The sequence below is a fragment of the Novosphingobium sp. BL-52-GroH genome, assembly GCF_044813085.1.
Lineage (GTDB): Bacteria > Pseudomonadota > Alphaproteobacteria > Sphingomonadales > Sphingomonadaceae > Novosphingobium.
In genome coordinates, this window is the sequence record NZ_CP171152.1 from 3,331,044 (window position 1) to 3,351,063 (window position 20,020).

20 protein-coding genes are annotated in these 20,020 nt (G+C 68.8%); 7 read left to right on the top strand and 13 right to left on the bottom strand.

Features of this window, described 5'->3' with window-relative positions:
* Positions 1–8: 8 nt before the first annotated feature.
* The 3 genes from ACFFDA_RS28645 to ACFFDA_RS28655 all read right to left on the bottom strand — a co-directional run bounded on the left by ACFFDA_RS28645 (position 9) and on the right by ACFFDA_RS28655 (position 3,424).
* A complete protein-coding gene (locus tag ACFFDA_RS28645) occupies positions 9–1,628 on the bottom strand; it encodes a type II and III secretion system protein family protein (protein ID WP_404480632.1) in 1,620 nt (539 codons plus the stop codon).
* Positions 1,628–2,632, bottom strand: coding sequence for a Flp pilus assembly protein CpaB (gene cpaB / locus ACFFDA_RS28650; protein ID WP_404480633.1), 1,005 nt, complete (start codon positions 2,630–2,632; stop codon positions 1,628–1,630). The genes ACFFDA_RS28645 and cpaB overlap by 1 nt, the downstream gene beginning before the upstream one ends.
* A gap of 90 nt (positions 2,633–2,722) precedes the next feature.
* On the bottom strand, positions 2,723–3,424 hold the full coding sequence (locus ACFFDA_RS28655) for a prepilin peptidase (RefSeq protein WP_404480634.1): 702 nt from the start codon (positions 3,422–3,424) through the stop codon (positions 2,723–2,725).
* A gap of 77 nt (positions 3,425–3,501) precedes the next feature.
* Here ACFFDA_RS28655 and ACFFDA_RS28660 point away from each other — a divergent pair, with 77 nt between their 5' ends.
* The 3 genes from ACFFDA_RS28660 (at position 3,502) to ACFFDA_RS28670 (ending at position 5,850) form a co-directional block, all read left to right on the top strand.
* Positions 3,502–4,488, top strand: coding sequence for an alpha/beta hydrolase (locus ACFFDA_RS28660; RefSeq protein WP_404480635.1), 987 nt, complete (start codon positions 3,502–3,504; stop codon positions 4,486–4,488).
* Positions 4,489–4,493: 5 nt separating this feature from the next.
* Positions 4,494–5,591, top strand: coding sequence for an NAD(P)/FAD-dependent oxidoreductase (locus ACFFDA_RS28665; protein ID WP_404480636.1), 1,098 nt, complete (start codon positions 4,494–4,496; stop codon positions 5,589–5,591).
* 76 nt (positions 5,592–5,667) lie between these two features.
* Complete coding sequence (locus ACFFDA_RS28670) at positions 5,668–5,850, top strand: YegP family protein (protein ID WP_404480637.1); 183 nt, start codon at positions 5,668–5,670, stop codon at positions 5,848–5,850.
* 3 nt (positions 5,851–5,853) lie between these two features.
* Here the strand turns inward: ACFFDA_RS28670 and ACFFDA_RS28675 are convergent, their stop codons facing one another.
* From ACFFDA_RS28675 to ispH, 4 genes are all read right to left on the bottom strand, one after another.
* Complete coding sequence (locus tag ACFFDA_RS28675; RefSeq protein WP_404480638.1) at positions 5,854–6,963, bottom strand: FUSC family protein; 1,110 nt, start codon at positions 6,961–6,963, stop codon at positions 5,854–5,856.
* Positions 6,964–7,058: 95 nt separating this feature from the next.
* Complete coding sequence (gene rnhA, locus ACFFDA_RS28680; RefSeq protein WP_404480639.1) at positions 7,059–7,493, bottom strand: ribonuclease HI; 435 nt, start codon at positions 7,491–7,493, stop codon at positions 7,059–7,061.
* Positions 7,490–8,479 (bottom strand): homoserine kinase, encoded by a 990-nt coding sequence (gene thrB, locus ACFFDA_RS28685; RefSeq protein WP_404480640.1) that lies wholly within the window; start codon positions 8,477–8,479, stop codon positions 7,490–7,492. Before thrB ends, rnhA begins: the two co-directional genes overlap by 4 nt.
* Before the next feature lie 4 nt (positions 8,480–8,483).
* Positions 8,484–9,458, bottom strand: coding sequence for a 4-hydroxy-3-methylbut-2-enyl diphosphate reductase (ispH, locus tag ACFFDA_RS28690; RefSeq protein WP_404480641.1), 975 nt, complete (start codon positions 9,456–9,458; stop codon positions 8,484–8,486).
* Between the two features lie 67 nt (positions 9,459–9,525).
* Between ispH and ACFFDA_RS28695 the strand changes: the two genes are divergently transcribed.
* On the top strand, positions 9,526–10,194 hold the full coding sequence (locus ACFFDA_RS28695) for a hypothetical protein (RefSeq protein ID WP_404480642.1): 669 nt from the start codon (positions 9,526–9,528) through the stop codon (positions 10,192–10,194).
* A gap of 133 nt (positions 10,195–10,327) precedes the next feature.
* Here the strand turns inward: ACFFDA_RS28695 and ACFFDA_RS28700 are convergent, their stop codons facing one another.
* The 6 genes from ACFFDA_RS28700 to ACFFDA_RS28725 all read right to left on the bottom strand — a co-directional run bounded on the left by ACFFDA_RS28700 (position 10,328) and on the right by ACFFDA_RS28725 (position 14,089).
* The gene (locus ACFFDA_RS28700; RefSeq protein WP_404480643.1) at positions 10,328–11,098 is read right to left on the bottom strand and encodes a lysophospholipid acyltransferase family protein; all 771 of its coding nucleotides are present in this window, start codon (positions 11,096–11,098) and stop codon (positions 10,328–10,330) included.
* A 19-nt stretch (positions 11,099–11,117) separates the two neighbouring features.
* On the bottom strand, positions 11,118–11,564 hold the full coding sequence (locus ACFFDA_RS28705) for a Fur family transcriptional regulator (RefSeq protein ID WP_404480644.1): 447 nt from the start codon (positions 11,562–11,564) through the stop codon (positions 11,118–11,120).
* A 189-nt stretch (positions 11,565–11,753) separates the two neighbouring features.
* On the bottom strand, positions 11,754–12,200 hold the full coding sequence (locus tag ACFFDA_RS28710) for a MucR family transcriptional regulator (RefSeq protein WP_404480645.1): 447 nt from the start codon (positions 12,198–12,200) through the stop codon (positions 11,754–11,756).
* Positions 12,201–12,368: 168 nt separating this feature from the next.
* Positions 12,369–12,827: a GNAT family N-acetyltransferase gene (locus ACFFDA_RS28715; protein ID WP_404480646.1), complete on the bottom strand. Its 459-nt coding sequence runs from the start codon at positions 12,825–12,827 to the stop codon at positions 12,369–12,371.
* Positions 12,824–13,480: a tRNA (adenosine(37)-N6)-threonylcarbamoyltransferase complex dimerization subunit type 1 TsaB gene (gene tsaB, locus ACFFDA_RS28720; RefSeq protein ID WP_404480647.1), complete on the bottom strand. Its 657-nt coding sequence runs from the start codon at positions 13,478–13,480 to the stop codon at positions 12,824–12,826. Before tsaB ends, ACFFDA_RS28715 begins: the two co-directional genes overlap by 4 nt.
* A 33-nt stretch (positions 13,481–13,513) precedes the next feature.
* Positions 13,514–14,089 (bottom strand): NifU family protein, encoded by a 576-nt coding sequence (locus ACFFDA_RS28725; RefSeq protein WP_404482903.1) that lies wholly within the window; start codon positions 14,087–14,089, stop codon positions 13,514–13,516.
* 276 nt (positions 14,090–14,365) lie between these two features.
* Here ACFFDA_RS28725 and ACFFDA_RS28730 point away from each other — a divergent pair, with 276 nt between their 5' ends.
* The 3 genes from ACFFDA_RS28730 (at position 14,366) to ACFFDA_RS28740 (ending at position 20,016) form a co-directional block, all read left to right on the top strand.
* Positions 14,366–17,296: a M16 family metallopeptidase gene (locus ACFFDA_RS28730; RefSeq protein WP_404480648.1), complete on the top strand. Its 2,931-nt coding sequence runs from the start codon at positions 14,366–14,368 to the stop codon at positions 17,294–17,296.
* Between the two features lie 333 nt (positions 17,297–17,629).
* A complete protein-coding gene (locus ACFFDA_RS28735) occupies positions 17,630–19,003 on the top strand; it encodes a class II 3-deoxy-7-phosphoheptulonate synthase (protein WP_404482904.1) in 1,374 nt (457 codons plus the stop codon).
* Positions 19,004–19,221: 218 nt separating this feature from the next.
* Positions 19,222–20,016, top strand: coding sequence for an SDR family oxidoreductase (locus ACFFDA_RS28740; RefSeq protein WP_404480649.1), 795 nt, complete (start codon positions 19,222–19,224; stop codon positions 20,014–20,016).
* The last annotated feature ends 4 nt before the right edge of the window (positions 20,017–20,020 follow it).

Consider the following 20,020-nt stretch of genomic DNA (forward strand, 5'->3'; position numbering starts at 1 on the left):
CACCTTTCTCACTTCAGGCTGAAGCCGGGCTTGGCGGCGTCGCCGGCCGCGGTGCGGGTGGCGGATTTGCCCGAGGTCGCCGGGACTTCGGCCGCGCTCACGCCGGGGGTGGCGGAAGACGAGGACGAGCCCTGCGTCGGTCCCGGGCGCCGGGTGTTGCTGACGCCGTCGCTGGCCATGTTGCCGAGCAGGCGCTGCAACTCGTTGGGCGAGTTGAAGCCGTCGGTGGGCAGGGCGATCTGCGAGCCGTCGACCGGGTTGACGAGGTAGGGCGTCACCACGATCACCAGTTCGGTCTCGCCGCGCGTGTAGCTGGTCGAGCGGAACAGCGAGCCCAGGATCGGCAGGTCGCCGGCGCCGGGCATCTTCTGGATCGAGTTCTTGGTGTTGTTGCTCAGCAGTCCGGCGATCATGAAGCTCTGGCCCGAGCCCAGTTCGATGGTCGTCTCGGTGCGGCGGATGGTGAGCGCCGGGATCGAGTAGCCGTTCAGCGAGACGGCGCCCTCGGACGACAGCTCGGAGACTTCCGGGCGCACGCGCATCGAGATGCGGCCGCTTGCCAGCACGGTCGGGGTGTAGCTCAGGCTGATGCCGTACTTGCGGTATTCCACCGAGGTCGTGCCCAGGCCCTGGCTGATCGGGATCGGGTATTCGCCACCGGCGAGGAAGTCGGCGGTCTCGCCCGAAAGCGCGGTCAGGTTGGGCTGCGCAAGGGTGCTGACGAGGCCGACCGTCTCGCCCGCGTCGAGCGCGCCGAGCAGGTTCATGCCCAGGATCTTCTTGGCGAAGCCCAGCGTCGTTCCGGTGGCGTTGGGCGCGATGCTCGTCAATCCGTCGGTGGCCTCATCGCCGATGCCGATGGGCGCGTTGGCAGTGACCTGCGGAAACTTGCCGGAGCCCTGGCCGATGATGAACTTGGCGCCCGAGGTCGCATCGTAGCTGGTCAGATTGACGCTCAGCGACTTGACCAGCGAACGGCTAACCTCGGCGATGCGCACCTGCAGGTTGACCTGCAGCGGCGTTGCCGTGCGCAGGCGGCTGATGACGTTGGCGTCCTTGCCGGCATAGGCCTTCACCAGGCGCTCGGCCTCGGCGGCATCTTCGGGCGAGCGGACGGTGCCGGTCAGCAGGAAGGTGCTGGTGCCCATCGTCGATACCGCGAGCCGGGCCTCCGGCATCGCCAGGCGCAGCATCGAATCGACGCTGTCGAGGTTGGAGCCGACCCGGATCGTCCCGGACCAGACCACTGCGCCGGCAGCGTTGCTGGCATAGACCGTGGTGGTGCCGCCGCCCTTGCCGAAGACGTAGAACTGGCGCGCCGACTTGACCTGGACGTCCGCGATCGAATCGTTGGCGACGAAGACGTCGGTCATGTTGCCCGGCACGTTGACGAGCTGGCCGTTGCCGATCGACAGGTCGATGTCCTGCGCCGGTCGCACGACCGAGGACATGCCCGGCTGGGCGCCGGCCGGAGCCGCGACGGCGACGGCCAGCGGCGCGGCCGCGCAAGTGGCGGTCAGCATGGTCGTGAGAAGGCGCGTGGTCCTGGAAAGACTGGACTTCATCGTGGTGCCCCCAAAGGCGGTGAAACGGACGGCGGCGCGCCGCGCGGTGTCGAGACTGGTCATCACTGCTTGCCCACGGGCTCTTCGGTGGTGTCCTTGCCGCGGGTGACGCGCACCACGGGGCCGGAGCGCACGGGAGCTGCGGAGGCCACCTGGGGGGCGGGGCCGGCGGCAGGCACGACGGGCGCGGAGGCGGTCGGGCGGGTGGAGCGCTGGAAGCGGGAGACGTCGCCGCCGGTGACGTACGTCGTGTTGCCCTCGATCGGCTTGCCCATCGCCTGCTTCATCAGCGATTCTTCCTGCTCGCGGGTGGCGCCCTCGGGCACCTTGACGTCGCCGCTGGCCAGGATGCGCTCGAATTCGTCCTGGTTGTCGGAGATCGCCCGCAGCGACAGGCTGATCTCGCCGATCTCCTGGGCGACGGCAACCTTCTCGGCGATGCGCGGGGTCACTTCGAGCGTGACGGTGCGGAAGGCGTGGACCACGGTCTTGCCGTCGACGACTTCGCTGTCGGTGGCCTGGTCGGTGGCGAGGACGCGCAAGTTGCGCAGGATCGTCTCGGCCGTGCGCAGCGAATCGCTGGAGCCTTCGCTCTTGACGTCCTGGGTGAGCATCAGGTCGACCCGGTCGCCCGGGAACACGAAGCCGCCCACGCCGGTCTTGGCCGATACGGGGATGGTGATGGCGCGCATCCCCGGCCCGAGCGCGGCGGCCAGGAAGCCGCGGTCACCGGGAGCGACGAGCGCGCCCTGGGTCAGCGGCTGTCCGGCGGTGACCGGAAAGCGCACGACGGTGCCGAGCAGCTTGGTCATGTCGGCCTGGCCCTCGATGTAGTAGGCGTCCTTCACCAGCTCGTCCGGCCATCCCTGGAAGGACACCGCATCGGCGGTGATGATCGTGCCCACGGGCAGCGCGCGCTGGGCGACGAGGACCTTGGGTCCCGTCGGCGCGGCTACGGCCTGGGCCTGCGGCGTGGCGCCGCCTGCGAACATCGACCTTGCGGCAAACGCGGTGAATGCTGCGATGAGCAGCGCCACTGCGAGCAGCACCACCTTCTTCCTGTCCATGGCTGGATGAGCCCCTTGAAAAAACCCCGATCTCGGCGAACCTTATCGGGCAAATTGGTTAAGAACGGGTTCACCCCGTTTCGGCTTGTTTCAGGCGGCAAAACGCGCCGCGACGAGGGTATCGGCGCCCATGACCCACAGCGCGGCGGCGGCGATGGCGATGCCGTAGGGAACCTCCAGCCGGGACTTCTGGTGGCTCATGATGTGGCGCAGGCCGAACAGCAGCAGCCCCAGGGCCACGATCACCGCGAGGCCCAGCGCCCACAGACCGGGCAGGCTGGCAAACAGCGCCTCCAGGGTCGCGCCGCTCACCACCGGGCGGTTGGTCGCCAACGCGAAGACGACGGCGCAGGCGCACCAGACCCAGGCCAGCGCGACCAGGCCGGCCAGCGCGTCGCGCACCGATTCGCCGGGGACGCGCTGCATGTTGAGCGCGGCCATCGCGATCGACGCACCGCCGCCGACCACCGCCATCAGCACCACCAGGTCCATGAAGCTCGCGGGCGTGAACCACAGCGCCAGAGCGCCCAGCAGCTTGACGTCGCCGCCGCCCATCTGGCCGGTCGCGAAGAGCAGGCAGGCGACCACGAACGTGCCTGCCGCCAGCGCCAGTTGGAACGCGACGTCGAGCGGGCCGAAGCCCATCGCCAGCCACCACAGCGGGGCGGCGAGCGCGATCGCGGCATTGAGCCAGTTCTTGATCTCGCGGCGGCGCAGGTCCGTCAGCGCCGCGGTGAGCAGCGCCGTTGCCAATGCGGCCAGCAGAGCATAGGAAAAATAACCGCCCGACATAGGTTTGTCCCCTCGATGGGGATGCATCTACGCCCGGCACCACTACCAAATAGTAACCAAGGCACCCGGCCTCGCCCGTGACACCCGTTCCAGAGATCCTCCGCCAGCCCGCATCCCCGTCCGCCGCGCGCCGCGCGATCCCGGACGGCGCGATCGAATCGCGCTGGGCGCTGCCCGACGGCCATGCGCTGCGCCGGATCGACTGGCCGGCACCCGCGGCCGGCGCGCGCGGCTCGATCCTGTTCATGCCGGGGCGCGGCGATGCCTACGAGAAATGGCTGGAAACGCTCGACGGCTGGCATGGCGAGGGTTGGGGCGTCACTTCGGCCGACTGGCGCGGGCAGGCCGGCTCGGGCCGGCTGGGCAGCGACGCGACGACCGGCCACGTCGCCGATTTCGCGATCTGGGTGGCGGACTACGCCGCGCTCTTCGCCGATTGGCAGGCCAGCACGCCGGGACCGCATGTCGCTGTCGCGCATTCGATGGGCGGGCAGATCGTCCTGCGGGCCGTGGCGGAAGGCGCCGTGCGGCCCGACGCGCTGGTGCTCTCCGCGCCGATGCTGGGCATCCACCCGGCGCGGGTTCCCGCCCGCGTGCTGCATCCCGTCGCCCGCGCCATCGTCGCGCTCGGCGATCCCCGCCGCCCGGCCTGGAAGGGCGGGGAGAAGCCCGGCGCCATGCCGCGGGGGCGCAGCCTGCTGCTGACCCACGACGACAGCCGCTACGACGACGAGGACTGGTGGCGGCAGGCGCGGCCGGCCATCGCCATGGGCCCGGCAAGCTGGGGCTGGGTCGAGCGGGCGCTGGCCTCGATCCGCACGCTGGAGCGGCCCGGCGTGCTGGAGGCCGTCCAGGTCCCCACGCTGCTGCTGGGCACCAGCATCGACGGGCTGGTCTCGTGGCCGGCGATCCGCCGCGCCGCCGCCCGGTTGCCCAGGGGCGAACTCGCCGGCTTCGGCAGCGAATGCCGGCACGAGATCCTGCGTGAAGTCGATCCGGTGCGCGACCGGGCGCTTGCCGCCATCAGGGACTTCCTCGATCGCACCGCCCCCGCTAGGGGCTGACCGCGATGGATGCAGCGTTCGATATCGTCGTCGTCGGCGCCGGCATGGCCGGGGCATCGCTCGCCGCGGCCATCGGCGGGCGCGCCTCGGTTCTGGTGCTGGAGGTCGAGGACAGGCCCGGCTACCACGCGACCGGGCGCTCTGCCGCATTCTGGACCGAGAGCTACGGCGGGCCGGGCGTCCAGCCCCTGACCGCCGCCTCGGGACCGCTGCTGCGCGACCTGGGCATGCTGACTCCGCGCGGGGCACTGACCATGGGCCGCTCCGGGCAGGAGCGCGAGGTTGAGGCCTTCGTCGCGCGCTACGCCGCGATCGGGGTCGATGTCGAGCTGCTGGACCGCGATGCGATCGCGGCGCGCGTGCCGGGCCTGCGTCCCGGCTGGACGTGCGCCGCCCTGGAGCCGAGCACTTGCGACATCGACGTCGCCGCGCTGCACCAGCACTACCTTGCACAGGCGCAGCGTCAGGGCGTGCAGTTGTGGTGCCGGGCCGGGCTGGTCGCCGCCGCGCGCAACGCCGGGGGATGGGCGCTGGCGCTGGCGGATGGACGGCGAGTCGCGGCGAACGTCCTCGTCGATGCTGCAGGCGCCTGGGCCGACCCGGTCGCGCGGCTGGCGGGGATCGCGCCGCTTGGCATCGCGGCCTACCGGCGCACCGTCGCGCAGCTCGGGATCGGCATGGCGGTGCCCGATACGGTGCCGCTGGTACTCGACGTGGCCGAGACGTTCTACTTCAAGCCCGAGAGCGGCCGGATCTGGCTCAGCCCGCATGACGAGACGCCCAGTGCGGCGTGCGATGCGGCGGCCGAGGAGATCGACGTGGCGCTTGCCATCGACCGTTTCGAGCATGTGGTCGACTGGCCCGTTTCGCGGGTGGAGCACCGCTGGGCGGGCCTGCGCTCCTTCGCGCCGGATCGGCTGCCGGTCTACGGCTTCGCCCCGCAGGACCCGGGATTCTTCTGGTTCGCCGGGCAGGGCGGCTTCGGCATCCAGACCGCGCCCGCCGCCGCCGACCTCGCCGCGCGCCTGTTGCTGGGCGAGGGGCCCGGCGCGGTCGACCCCGCGCCTTATGCGCCGGGCCGCTTCGCCGCGAAAAAGCGTTAAGCGGCGTTCAGCACGCTTGCATCGCGGCGCGCCGCTTGCTCATCTCCGGCCTGCAACACCCCTGGGGAGAGTCGCGATGGCCCACCGCTTCGAAATCCGGCAGAACAAGGCCGGCGAATATGTCGCCTATTTCTGCCACAACTCCGAAACGATGTTCTGGACCGAGGGCTACTCCAGCAAGGCGGGGGCGAAGAACGCGATCGAATCGCTGAAGAAAAACGGCCCGGCCGCCGAAATCGTCGACACTACCAGCGGTTGAGCCTCACTCCGAACTGCCGGAATCGGGCACGCTCGCGCTTTGGTTGCGGCCGGGTGCGAAGAGGTGCCAGGCCAGCAGCACGGGTTCCAGCACGATCATGCCCACGACCAGGCTGGCGAGGCGCTGGATGGCGGGTCCGATCTGCGCGTCGGCATAACTGTCGGGCACCAGCACGACCAGCACCGCCAGGGTAAATTGCAGGCCGATGTAGGTCACGCGCGGAAGGCCGTTTTCGATGTGGCGGCCGATGACGATGCCGATGCAGGTCCCCGCGATCAGCACCGGCGCGCTGCCTTGCGCGAGCAGCAGCACGGCCAGCGCGAGCGCGCCGCCGGCGATGCAGCCGAGCGCCCGGTGGAGCAGCTTGCGGGTGACCGGCACGAAGCCGCTGGCGCCGATGCCCGCCACCGGCACGATCATCACCGCCATGATCGTTACCGCCGCCTGGGGCAGTTCGGGCAGGCCGAACAGGGCATGGAGCAGGGGCAGGGTGGCGATGGCGACGCCGGCCTGCGCGGCATGGCGCGCGGCGTGAGGATGCCAGCGCATCCGGTCCGGCGGGACCTTGCGATCGGCCCACCAGCGCTTGCCGGCGAGCGCCCCGGCGGTGAGGCTGACCACGGTGCAGGCGACCGTCCCGGCGACGACTTCCAGCAGCCGTGTCCGCGCGAAACCGATGGTGTCGAGATCGGGACGCTCGATCTTGTCGAGCAGGATCATCTCGAAGGTGAGGCCGAACAGCAGCCAGGCGTAGGCCCGCCGCGCCGTCAGCATGCCGTAGAGGCCGACCGCGCCGACCAGCGCGGCGACGATCATCGCCATCGGCACCGATGGCGCGGCATAAGGCACGATCGCCAGCGCCAGCGCCGACCCGGCGATCGTGCCGACGATGCGCATGACCCCGCGGACCATCGTTTCGGACACGTCGCTCTTGAGCAGCACGAAGGCGCTGAACGCCGCCCATGAAACCATGGTCGCGCCGATCGCGTGGGCCAGGACGATCGCCAGCATGACCGAGGCGACGCAGGCCCATTCGTCCGCCACGCGCGGGCCGGGGGTCACGAGCGCGCGGATTTCGGCGCGTGCGGTATCCCTGAAGGCCGGCAGCGACAATCGTTCCTCCTTCAAACGTCCTCGTCGGTCAGGTCAGCGCAGGCTTGAAGACCCTGACGGAAAGACGACATCGACGCCTGGCGATGGCCTACTTCTCAGGCGGCCGCCTTCGCGGCGTCGCTGGCGAGCTTGTCGACGCGTTCGTTCTCGACGTGGCCGTTGTGGCCGCGCACCCATTCCCACTGCACCTTGTGGCGGCCGGCGGCCTCGATCAGTTCGTGCCACAAGTCGGCATTGCGGACCGGCTGCTTGCTGGAATTGATCCAGCCCTTCTTCTTCCAGCCGTGGACCCACTTGGTGATCCCGTCGATCACGTACTTGCTGTCGGTGTGGAGGGTCACGTCGCATGGCTCGATCAGCGCATTGAGCGCCTTGATCGCGGCGGTCATCTCCATGCGATTGTTGGTGGTGTCGGGCTCTCCGCCGGACATTTCCTTTTCGTGCTCGCCCATGCGCAGCAGCACGCCCCAGCCACCGGGGCCGGGATTGCCCTTGCAGGCACCGTCGGTGAAGACGTCGACTTTCTTCATGAGCCGAAGATCTCCTGGTTGGCCGGATCGGCGTAGAATTCGAGGCGGCGCGCGAAGGCCATCGGGTCCTTCGGCGTGACGAGCGCGTCGGCGGGCGTGTTCAGCCAGTCGTAGGCGCGGGTGGCGAGGAAGCGCACCGCGGCCCCGCGCGCGAGCACGGGAAGCGCCGCGCGCTCGCGCTCGCCGAGCGGGCGCACGGCGGTGTAGCCCGCCAGCAGGGCGTCGGAGAGCGCCGGCAGGAAGCGCGTGCCGTCAGGACTGAAGCACCAGGCCGAATGTGTCACGGCAACGTCGTAGGCGAACAGGTCGGTGCAGGCGAAGTAGAAATCGATGAGTCCTGTCACAGCGTCGCCCAGCATCAGGACGTTGTCGGGGAACAGGTCGGCATGGATGACGCCGCGGGGCAGGTCGGTGGGCCAGCGCGCCGCCAGCAGGGCCAGTTCGCGCTCGACGATGCCGCCCAGTTCGGGATGGATCGATTCGAGCCCCTCGCGCCCGCAGTCGCTCAGCAGCTTGTGCCAGTCGGCCAGCGCCAGCGTGTTGGGCCGCGACGCCGGGAAGTCCGCTGCCGCGAGATGGATCTGCGCCAGGGCCCCGCCCACCGCGCGCGCCTGCGCGGGCGTCGGCTCGGAGACCGAGACGCCGGGCAGAAACTCGATCAGGGCGAGCGCCTTGGTGCCCTCCGGCGTGCGGTGCAGGCGATGGCTGGCGCCGTCCGCATCGTGCATCGTGCGCGGCACCGGGGCGCCCTTGGCGGCGAGATGGTCGAGCAGGTCGAGGAAGAACGGCAGGTCCGCGATGTCCGTGCGGCTCTCGTACATCGTCAGGATGAAGCGGCGGCTGGTCCCATCCGCCTGCGTTTCGATCAGCCAGTTGCTGTTGGAGACGCCTTCCGCGATGCCTTTCGCCGAAACCAGCGTGCCGACGTCGAAGGCGGCGATGATCCCGGCCATCTCCTCGGCGCCGAGCCTGGTGTAGACTGCCATGCGGTCAGCGCACCAACTGGCGGGGAAGCTTGAAGGTCATGTGTTCCTTCGTGGTCACGAATTCCTCCGCCTCGACGTTGCGCAGCTCCTTGATGCGGGCGATCACCTCGTTGACCAGTTCCTCGGGAGCCGAGGCGCCTGCGGTCAGGCCCAGGGTGTCGACGCCCTCGAGCCAGGCGGGGTCGATCTCGGTGGCGCGCTGGATCAGCCGGCCGATGGAGCCCTCGCGCTCGGCCACTTCGACGAGGCGCAGCGAATTGGAGCTGTTGGGAGCGCCGATCACCAGCACGAGCTGGCATTGCGGGGCGATCTGCTTGACCGCGGCCTGCCGGTTGGAGGTGGCATAGCAGATGTCTTCCGCCTTGGGCGCGACGACGTGCGGGAAGCGCGCCCGGATCGCGTCGATGATCGCGGCGGTATCGTCGACCGAAAGCGTGGTCTGCGACAGGTAGGAGAGTTCGGCTTCGGGCGGGAACTCCAGCGTGCCGACGTCCTCGACGGTTTCCACGAGGGTCATGTTGCCCTCGGCGACCTGGCCGAAAGTGCCGATCACTTCGGGATGGCCGGCATGGCCGATGAACAGGATGTGGCGGCCAGCCTCGATCTGGCGCTCTGCCTGGCGGTGGACCTTGCTCACCAGCGGGCAGGTCGCGTCGAGCCAATCGAGGCCGCGCTCGGTCGCCGCCGCCGGGACCGACTTGGGCACGCCGTGCGCGCTGAAGATCACCGGCACGCCATCGGGCACTTCGTCCAGTTCCTCGACGAAGATCGCGCCCTTGGCCTTGAGGCTGTCGACCACGAACTTGTTGTGCACGATCTCGTGGCGCACGTAGACCGGGGCGCCGTAGATCTCGATCGCCCGTTCGACGATCTCGATGGCGCGGTCGACCCCGGCGCAGAAGCCGCGCGGGGCGGCGATCAGGAGGCGCAGCGGTTCAAGGTCCGCTGCGGGCGTCGGGGACGGAAAGGGCGCGTTCATGATGGGCCCTCTAGCGCTTTGCCGCTTGCATCGCTAGGGCAAGCGCACGCCATTCGAGGAAGTGACGATGAATGCACGCCGCCTGACTGCCACTGTCCTGTGCTCCGCAGCCGCGATGACCGCGCTCGCCGGGTGCAAGACCAAGGGGGAGATCGTGGTCGACCAGGGCGTTGGAATTACCTCGATCCGCTCCAAGTGCCCGGCCGTGGGCATTCCCGAGTACACCGGCGACGTCACCCTGTTCCGCGCCCCGAACGACCGTACCGCCCCGAACATCGACCTCGTCGCGGCGATGACCGACGTGCGCACCCAGTGCAACGAGAGCGAGACGGCCGGCGACAAGGTCACCGCGAGCGTCTCGTTCCAGGTCCAGGCCCGTCGCAACGACACCGCCGGCGCCCGCCAGGTGACGCTGCCCTACTTCGTGACCGTGCTGCAGGGTGGTTCCGCCGTCATCAGCAAGCGCGTGGGCAGCGTGACCGTGAGCTTCGCCGACGGCGAGCAGCGCGGGCAGGTGAGCGGCAACGTCAACGCCTTCATCGACCGCGCCGCCGCGACGCTGCCGCAGGACATCCGCGATCGCATCACCCGCAAGCGCAAGGCCGGCGACAACGACGCCGCCGTCGATCCGCTGTCCGATCCGCAGGTGAAGGCCGCCGTCGCGCGCTCCTCGTTCGAAGTGCTGGTCGGTTTCCAGCTCGACGAGAGCCAACTGGCCTACAACGCCACGCGTTGATCCCTGGCCGCTCCGGTGAGGGGCGGCGTACTTCTTGCCGTCAGCGCCGATGCCGAACGAAGTGTTTTCCACGCCTCGTTCGGCGCGAACGGGCGGTAGGCCTGGGCTGCACTGACCATTCCCCGCGCTCGCGTCAGGCCGGCCGCGCCGCTTTCTGCGCCTCGATCGCCGCTCGCGCCGCCGCGGCCATGCGCTTGCGATCCGCGCGATCGTCCGGGCCCAGCGGCGGGAGGAAGTGGATCGTCAGTTCCACCGCCCGCACCCGCGCCAGGATGCGCAGGGCATTGTCCAGCCCCGGCTCCTCGCCGACCCAGGCGATCGCGCGGGTCTCGGCGCCGTAATCGAGCCAGACCGGCTGTACGGGAATTTCCGGATCGCTTTCGAGGGCGGAGAGCAGCGAGGACTTGAACGGCAGGGTCGCGCTGCCGTCCGAGGTCGTGCCTTCGGCGAAGATCGTCAGTGCCCCCGTATCGCGCAGCGCGGCGCGGACCTGCTCGACTTGGCCGGCGACGCTGCGGCGGTCGTGGCGAGCGACGAAGACGGTGTCGGCAAGGCCGCAGAGCCAGCGTAGGGGGCCGATCTGCGCCAAGCCGTCATGCGCGACGAAGGCACTCCCGGTCGTGCCGGCGATGGCGGGAATGTCGATCCAGCTCACGTGGTTGGCGACGAAGAAGGTACGCTTGGCCGACGGCGCGCCGCGCAGGCGCAGGCGGACGCCGGCGATGGCCGCGATGGCGCGCAGGAACCAGCGCGGCACGGGATTGCGCGCGGCGAAGGGCGCCGCGACGTAATACAGCGGCAGGCAGGCGACCAGTGCCGCCAGCATGGCCAGGAGACGCATGCCGACGAGTGGCCAGGACCACGGCGCGATCCGGTGGCGGGGGAGGGGCAGGGCCCCGGTCACGCGCCGGTCCTGCCGGCCGTCACTTGCGGGTGGAGGGGGCTTCGCCTTCCGGACGCTCGAGACGGACGCCGAACAGTTCCATCCGGTGGTCGACGAGGCGGAAGCCCAGGCGCTCGGCGATGACGCGCTGCAGCGCTTCGAGTTCGGGATCGACGAATTCGATGACCTGGCCCGATTCGACGTCGATCATGTGATCGTGGTGCGCCTCGGGCGCGGCTTCGTAGCGGGCGCGACCGTCGCCGAAGTCGTGACGGTCGAGGATGCCGGCTTCCTCGAACAGGCGCACGGTGCGGTAGACCGTGGCGATCGAGATGCCCGGATCGATGTCGGTGGCGCGCTCGTGCAGCTTCTCGACGTCGGGGTGGTCGGTGCTTTCCGAAAGGACGCGGGCGATCACCCGCCGCTGTTCGGTGATGCGCAGGCCGCGTTCGGCGCAGAGGGCTTCGATGTCGATGGGCTGGTGCACGTATTGACCTGTAGAAATGAATGAGGCGCACCTCCCTAGATAGGGCGGTGCGCCTGCAATCACAACCGCAATGGGCGGCCTGTCATCGGGCTATGGCGATCGTCGGCACCTTTTGTCCCCGAAAATTGCCTTTCGGGACGCGGATGCAGATGCCTTCGGGGCCGGGCCGATGCCGGGCGCCGGTGCGGGTCAGGCCACGGCGGCCTTGGGCTTGCGGCCACGACGCACGTCGGGCTTGCGGCCCAGGCCGATCTTCTTGGCCAGTTCGCGGCGCTTCTCGGCGTAGTTGGGAGCGACCATCGGATAGTCGGCGGGCAGGCCCCAGCGCGCGCGGTAGTCTTCCGGCGTCATGTTGTAGTGGGTCATGAGGTGGCGCTTGAGCATCTTGAGCTTCTTGCCGTCCTCGAGGCAGACGATGTAGTCGGGCTTCACCGAAGCACGGATCGAAACCGCCGGCTCGGGCTTTTCCTCGATGACCGGGGCGGTGCCGCCGAGGCCGGCGAGTGCGCCGTAGACGTTGGTGATCAGCGTGGGAAGATCTTCGACGGCGACGTTGTTGTTGCTGACGTGGGCGGCAACGATGTCCGAAGCGAGCGTGATCAACGTCTCGTTCATGTCGGGCTGGATATTATCCATTCTTATTGTCCTTTGGTGCGACCATTTTAGTTTGGGGGGCAGCCAACCCCTGGGGGCTTGCTGATGGTCCATTGGACGATTTCGACCCGAAGTGCAAGTTGATTTCAAAGTTGCACACAAATCGCGGGTTTCACTGTAGCAAATTGGGAATGTATTGTGGGCCTGGTCTTAGCGAATGTCGCAGGCAAAGGTAATCGCGTCGAGACGATCGCCGTTTGCAGTGCGATAGTATTCGCGTCTTTCGCCAATCGAGTAGAAGCCGAAATTCCGGTATAGTGTTTCAGCCGGATTGCCTCTTCTCATTTCGAGAAGCAGCCGCAGTGCGCCGCGACTGGTGGCCCCGATTCGCAGCTTTTCCAGCAAGCATCGCCCAAGTCCCTGCGTCCGATACTGCGGGTCAACCGCAAGGAGCAGAAGTTCTTCTTCCTCGTAGCCTGTGCGCGACAAGAAGAACCCGGCCGCGGATTCGCCCTCGGCCGGTTCGTGGCCGTGCGCCTCGACCAGCGAATAGTGGCAATTCCCCAGCTTGAGGGCATCTTCGACTTGGCGTCGGTTCCACGCTTCCCCGTAGACCGGGTCGAAAGCGGTGGTCATGACTGCCATGATCTTGTCGACGTCGTCGGTCATGGGGCTCCCGCGGGGAGTTTCGCGTCGGGCGCGCGGCCGTAGAGGGGATGGGGGTCGTTAACGATGATCGCCGGTGCCAGCAGGGCGAAGGACCGGGCGTCGGGCCACAGCGGCAGGGCATGGCCATGGCCCCGCGCCGTCACCAGCGCGGTCGCCTGGTTGCCGGCGACGAGGTCCGCCACGGTGTCCACGGCGGCATCGGCCGGGCGTAGCGAGGCGAGCGGACGACAGCTCGTGCCGTCGGCGGCGAAGGTCTCGACGAACCATTCGCCGTGGCCGCCGGTCATCGCCACGCCGACCGGCACGTCGCCTTCGGCCTCGCGCGCCATCGCGGCGACGAGCGCCAGCGTCGGGTAGCCGACGAGGCTCGACCCCCAGGCGAGCGCCAGCGCGCGGGCGGCGGCAAGGCCCACGCGCACGCCGGTGAAGCTGCCCGGGCCGAGCGCGACGGCAATGCGATCCGCGCGACCCTTGCCGGGCAGGGCGGCGATCATCGGCACCAGCGCTTCGGCATGGCCACGCCCGAGCACGCGATAGTCGCCCGCCACCAGCGTGTCGCCTGCGAACAGCGCGACCGAGCAGGCGTCGGTCGCGCTGTCGATCACCAGGGTCGTCTCGAAAACCAGGGAGGTATCCTCAGGAGCGGCGGTCACGCGTCAGGTCCCGCGCACCACGCCCACGGCCGGTCAGGCCGCGCGCACTTCGCTGACTTCGGGGACGTAGTGCTTGAGCAGGCTCTCGATGCCCTGCTTGAGCGTCGCGCTGGACGAGGGGCAGCCCGAGCAGGCGCCCTGCATCGACAGGTAGACCACGCCCTCGCGGAAGCCGCGATAGACGATGTCGCCGCCGTCGTTGGCGACGGCCGGGCGCACGCGGCTCTCGATCAGGTCCTTGATCTGTTCCACGATGTCGGCATCGGCCGGATCGTCGCCGAAATCCTCGTCCTCTGCCGGGACCGAGAAACCGGCGGCCCCGCCGCCTGCGAAGAGCGGCGCTTCGGAAACGAAGTGGTCGAGCAGGATCGAGACGACCTGCGGGCGCAGCGAGGCCCACTCGACGCCTTCCGCCGCGGTCACCGACACGAAGGTGCCGCCGAAGAACACGCCGGTCACGTCGCCGAGATCGAACAGCGCTTCGGCCAGCGGCGATGCCACTGCATCCTCGGGCGAGGTGAACTCGCGAGTCCCCGCGGTCATGACCTGCCGGCCGGGCAGGAACTTGATCGTCGCGGGGTTGGGCGTGGTTTCGGTTTCGATGAACATGGTGCTTGCGATGTAGGTGAAGTCGGCCAAGGGTCAAGTGCAAGTGCGACCAGTTGTGCTGGTGAAATTCATTGCACCGGCCTTGTCATCGCGAGTGCAGCGAAAGCGGCGGAGCCATCGCACGACATTGCGCTTCCCAAAACCCGTTACCCTGGAACAAGTTCACGGAGGCGCGGTGGCGACGGGCAGGGTCCCGGTCGGCCTAGCGATCCGTTGCACCAAACTAACCGCTCTATTCACTGGCCCTTAAGCAAGTGGCTCCCTATACCTTTCGCGATGACGACTTCTCCGCGCGCCGCCCGCACGCTCGCATGCCTGCTCCTCCTCCAGGCTCCGATCCCGCCATTGCTTGCAAAGGACATGGCGGCGACCCCGGCCACTGCGCCGCTGGCGACCCCGGTGGTGGGGCAGTCCGACCCCTGGCTCTATCGTGGCAGCGACATTCCGCACGATCCCGAATGGCACTTCGGCGAGCTGGCGAACGGCCTCAAGTACGCGGTGCGCAAGAACGGGGTGCCGCCCGGGCAGGTCTCGATCCGCATCCGCGTCGATGCCGGTTCGCTTTACGAGACCGATGCCGAGCGCGGCTATGCGCACCTGCTGGAACACATGCTGTTCCGTCAGTCCAAGTACCTGCCCGAAGGCACCGCGATCGCCGCCTTCCAGCGCCTGGGCGCCACCTTCGGCAGCGATACCAATGCGGTGACGTCCACCACGCAGACGGTGTTCAAGCTCGACCTGCCCAACGCCACGCCCACTTCGCTGGACGAGACGTTCAAGCTGATGAGCGGCATGGTCACCGCGCCGACGCTGTCCGCATCGAACCTCAAGTCCGACCTGCCGATCGTGCTGTCCGAGATGCGCGAGCGCGGCGGCGCCTCCAAGCGGGTGCAGGACGCGATGCAGAAGGTGCTCTACGCCGGCCAGCCTCTCGCCAACCGCGAGCCGATCGGCACGGTGGAATCGCTGACCTCGGCGACGCCCGAAAGCGTGCGCGGCTTCTATTCGCGCTGGTATCGCCCCGACAACGTCGCGGTGATCGTGGCCGGCGACGTCGACCCGGCGATGCTCGAATCCTACGTCAGGAAGTGGTTCACCGACTGGTCCGTCAAGGGCAAGCGCACGCCCGCGCCCAGCTTCGGCGATCCCGCGGCGCCCAAGGGTGCGGACCCCAAGAACCCGGTCGGCGAAACCCGGGTGCTGGTCGAACCCGACCTGCCGCCCTCGCTGATGTACGCGACGCTGCGCCCCTGGCGGCAGGTGACCGACAACATCGTCTACAACCAGGGCCTGATGACCGACGCCATTGCCCAGGCGATCATCAACCGCCGCCTCGAATCCAAAGCGCGCGCGGGCGGCTCGTTCCTGTCGGCCTCGGTCAACCAGGACGACGTCTCGCGTTCCGCCGACGCGACGTTCGTGTCGGTCACGCCGCTGGGCGACGACTGGCAGGGCGCGCTGCGCGACGTGCGCGCGGTTATCGCCGATGCACTGACCCGCGCGCCGACGCAGGCCGAGATCGACCGCGAGGCGGCCGAACTCGACGTCGCCTTCCAGGTGCCGGTCGAACAGCAGCGCATCCTGCCCGGATCGAAGCTGGCCGATGACCTCGTCAACGCGCTCGACATCCGCGAGACCGTCGCCGCACCCGCCGACGTGCTGCGCATCTTCCGCGAATCGCGGCCGCTGTTCACGCCGGACGCGGTCCTCAAGCACACCCGCCAGCTCTTCACCGGCACCGTCACCCGCGGCCTGTTCACGGTTCAGGAAGCCGGCAAGGCGACCGACCGCCAGCTCCAGCTCGCGCTGGCCGAGCCGGTCAAGGCCGACGCCAGCGTGCGCACCGCGCTCGCCCCGGTCTCGTTCGAGAAGCTGCCCGCCATCGGCGCGGCGCAGAAGCCGATTTCCGACACGCCTACCGGCCTGCTGGAAATCGAGCAGCTCACGTTCGCCAACGGCGTCAAGGCGCTGCTCTGGCCGGTGGCCGAGGAACCGGGCCGGGTGATGGTCAAGACCCGCTTCGGTGGCGGCTATCGCTCGGTCGACCCGAAGGACGCGGCCTACATCACGCTCGGCAACTACGCGCTGGTCGGCTCGGGCCTGGCGACGCTGGGCCAGGACGATCTCGACCGCATCTCCACCGGCCGCAAGATGGGCTTCGACTTCGAGGTGCAGGATGCCGCGTTCGAGCTTTCGGCTGAAACCCGCCCGGCCGACCTTGCCGACCAGCTCTACCTCTTCGCCGCCAAGCTCGACCTGCCGCGCTGGGACGTGAACCCGTTCACCCGCGCCAAGGCCGCCGCCAAGGTCCAGTACGCGACGTTCTCGACCTCGCCGCAAGGCGTGCTCAACCGCGACCTGCAGTTCTACCAGCGCGGCGAGGACGCCCGCTTCGCCACGCCGACCCCCGATGAGATCGAGGCGACGACGGCCGACGGCTTCAAGCGGGTGTGGAGCAAGGCGCTCAAGGAAGGCCCGGTCGAAGTCCAAATCTTCGGCGACTTCGACAAGACCGCCGCGATCGCCGCGCTGGAGAAGACCTTCGGCGCGCTCAAGGCCCGCCAGCCTTTGCCGGTCACGGCCGCCGAAGCGACGATCCCGGTGCAGCAGGCCTCCGACAAGCCGATCACGCTCGCCCACCACGGCGACCCGGACCAGGCGGCGGCGGTGATCTCGTGGCCCACCGGCGGCGGCGTCATGGGCATCCGCGAATCTCGCCAGCTCGAAATCCTCACGCAGTTGTTCACCAACCGCCTGATGGACGCGGTGCGCGAGAAGCTGGGCGTGTCCTATGCGCCTTACGTCTACTCGACCTGGCCGGTGGACCTGGCGGCGGGCGGCTCGATCACGGCGATGGCCCAGCTCGATCCCAAGTCGGTGCCGATCTTCTTCCAGACCGCGGACGAGATCGCCCAGAACCTCATCAACAACCCGCCCACGGCCGACGAACTGGCGCTGGTGGTCGAACCGCTGCGCCAGCAGGTGACGCGCGCCGCTTCGAGCACCTCGTTCTTCATGAGCCAGCTCGAAGGCGCCACCAGCGATCCCTCGCGCATCGGCACCGTGCGCTCGGTGCTCAGCGACTATACCGTCACCACGCCCCAGGCGATGCAGGCCCTGGCGGCGCGCTACCTGGGCAAGGACCATTCCTGGCGGCTCGAAGTGATGCCCGAGGGCAAGGGGTCGAGGACCGTCGCGGTAAAGTAGGAGGGGGCGCAAATCCCGCCGTCCCGGCGCATGCCGGGGCGCAAACCCGGTCGTCCCGGCGCATGCCGGGGCGCAAATCTGGTCGTCCCGGCGCATGCCGGGACCGTGGTGAACCGTAAGGCGATCGCGCCCCGCAAGCCGCTGCGACCCGGCGTCCGCACCCAAGCCCGCATGCGCCGGGAACGACGCCGCCCTCTTTCAACCCCGGCGCAACCGATCACTCTGATCGGCCAAAGCGGCTTTGCAAAAATTACCCGCAGGCGCTATGGGCCGCCTCTTATCCGCGCAAGGCGGCGTCCCGGCATGGTGCCGCGGACATCGGGAGTGAAGACAGTGGCGAGCAACTGGACACCGGAAAGCTGGAAAGCGCACGAGGCGCGCCATCTGCCGGTCTATGGCGACGAGGCGAAGCTGGGCGAGGTCGAGACCACGCTTGCGAAGTACCCGCCGCTGGTCTTTGCCGGCGAAGCGCGTGCCCTCAAGGCCGACCTCGCCGAAGTGGCCGCAGGCCGGGGCTTCCTGCTCCAGGGCGGCGACTGTGCCGAGAGCTTCGCCGAGTTCAGCGCCGACAACATCCGCGACAGCTTCCGCGTCATCCTGCAGATGGCCGTGGTGCTGACCTTCGCCAGCAAGCAGCCGGTGGTGAAGCTGGGTCGCATGGCGGGCCAGTTCGCCAAGCCGCGCTCGGCTCCCACCGAGACCGTCGGCGGCGTCGAGATGCCCAGCTACTTCGGCGACATCATCAACGGCATCGAGGGCACCGCCGAGGCGCGCCGCAACGATCCGGAGCGGATGCTGCGCGCCTATGGCCAGTCGTCGTCGACGCTCAACCTGCTGCGCGCTTTCGCGCACGGCGGCTATGCGAACCTGCGCCAGGTGCACCAGTGGACGATGGAGCACATCGGCCGCAGCCCCTGGGGCGAGAAGTTCGCCCAGATGGCCGACCGCATCAGCGAGGCGCTCGATTTCATGGCCGCCTGCGGCGTCGATCCGACGACCGTGCCGCAGCTCCAGGGCACCGACTTCTACACCAGCCACGAAGCGCTGCTGCTGCCTTACGAACAGGCCCTGACGCGCCGCGATTCGCTGACCGGCGACTGGTACGACTGCTCGGCCCACATGCTTTGGATCGGCGACCGCACCCGCTTCGAGGGCTCGGCCCACGTCGAGTTCCTGCGCGGCGTCGGCAATCCGATCGGCATGAAGTGCGGACCCAGCCTGGAGCCGGACGCGCTGCTGCGCATGCTCGACACGCTGAACCCCGGCCGCGAGCCCGGCCGCATGACGCTCATCAGCCGCTACGGGCACGACAAGGTCGAAGCCGGCCTGCCCAAGCTGGTGCGCGCGGTGAAGCGCGAGGGCCATCCGGTGGTGTGGTCGTGCGATCCGATGCACGGCAACGTCATCAAGGCGGAGAGCGGCTTCAAGACCCGTCCGTTCGAGCGCATCCTGTCCGAAGTGCGCGGCTTCTTCGCGGTCCACCGCGCCGAAGGCACGCATGCGGGCGGCATCCACATCGAGATGACCGGCCAGGACGTGACCGAATGCACCGGCGGCGCCATCGCCATCACCGACGAGGCGCTCAAGGACCGCTACCACACCCACTGCGACCCGCGCCTCAACGGCGCGCAGTCGATCGAGCTGGCCTTCGAGATGGCGGACCTGCTCAATCTCGAAGCCACCGAGCGGCAGAAGCAGGCGGCGTAACGCTGGATTTCGAAAGTCCGAGGGGCGCGGGAGGCATGCTTCCCGCGCCTTTTTCGTTTCCTTCGATGGCGGGATCGCCGGGCCCCTCCGATCGCCGCGAGGACCGGCGCGGCCGGTCCGCCGGAGCGATACTTGCAGCAGGTCAGCATCGTCGTTTCGACATCCCTCCGGCCTCTGCGCTAGCCAGACCCCGACATGATTCGGGGAGACGACAGCCAATGAAGATCGACAGCACCCTTGCCGCCGTGGTCACCGGGGGCGCTTCGGGCCTCGGGCGGGCCAGTGTCCAGGCTTTGGCCGACGCGGGCGTCAAGGTCGCCATCTTCGACATCAGCGAGGAAGCAGGCGAGGCTTTCGCGGCCGAAGTCGGCGGCGTGTTCTGCAAGGTGGACATCACCGACGAGGACAGCGTCGAGGCCGGCTTCGCCAAGGCTCGCGCCGCGCACGGTCAGGAGCGCATCGTCGTCCATTGCGCCGTCGTCGCGGGCGGCGGCAAGACCGTCTCGTTCGACAAGAAGACCGGCGCCTACAAGCGCACCGCCACCGAGCAGATCGCCAAGTCGGCCGAGGGCATCTTCACCGCGTCCTACCGCGTCGCGTCGATTGCCGCTCTGGGCATGGCCAATGCCGATCCGCTGGGTGACGACGGTGAGCGCGGGACGATCATCCTGACCTCGTCGGCCGCCGCGCAGGACGGCCAGGTCGGCCAGGTCGCCTATGGCGGCGGCAAGGGCGCCGTGAACGCGATGGTTCTGCCGATGGCGCGCGACCTCATGGACCTGGGCATCCGCGTCAATGCGATCATGCCGGGCACTTTCGCCACTCCTCCGATGCTGCGCGTCAAGGAGCACGCGCCCGAAGTCTACGAGAACCTCGGCAAGGCGGTTCCCTTCCCCCGCCGCCTCGGCAAGCCGGAGGAGTTCGGCTCGTTCGTGCTGGAACTGGTGCGCAACACATACTTCAACGGCCAGTGCATCCGCCTCGACGGCGCGATCCGGATGCCCCCGAAGTAAGCGG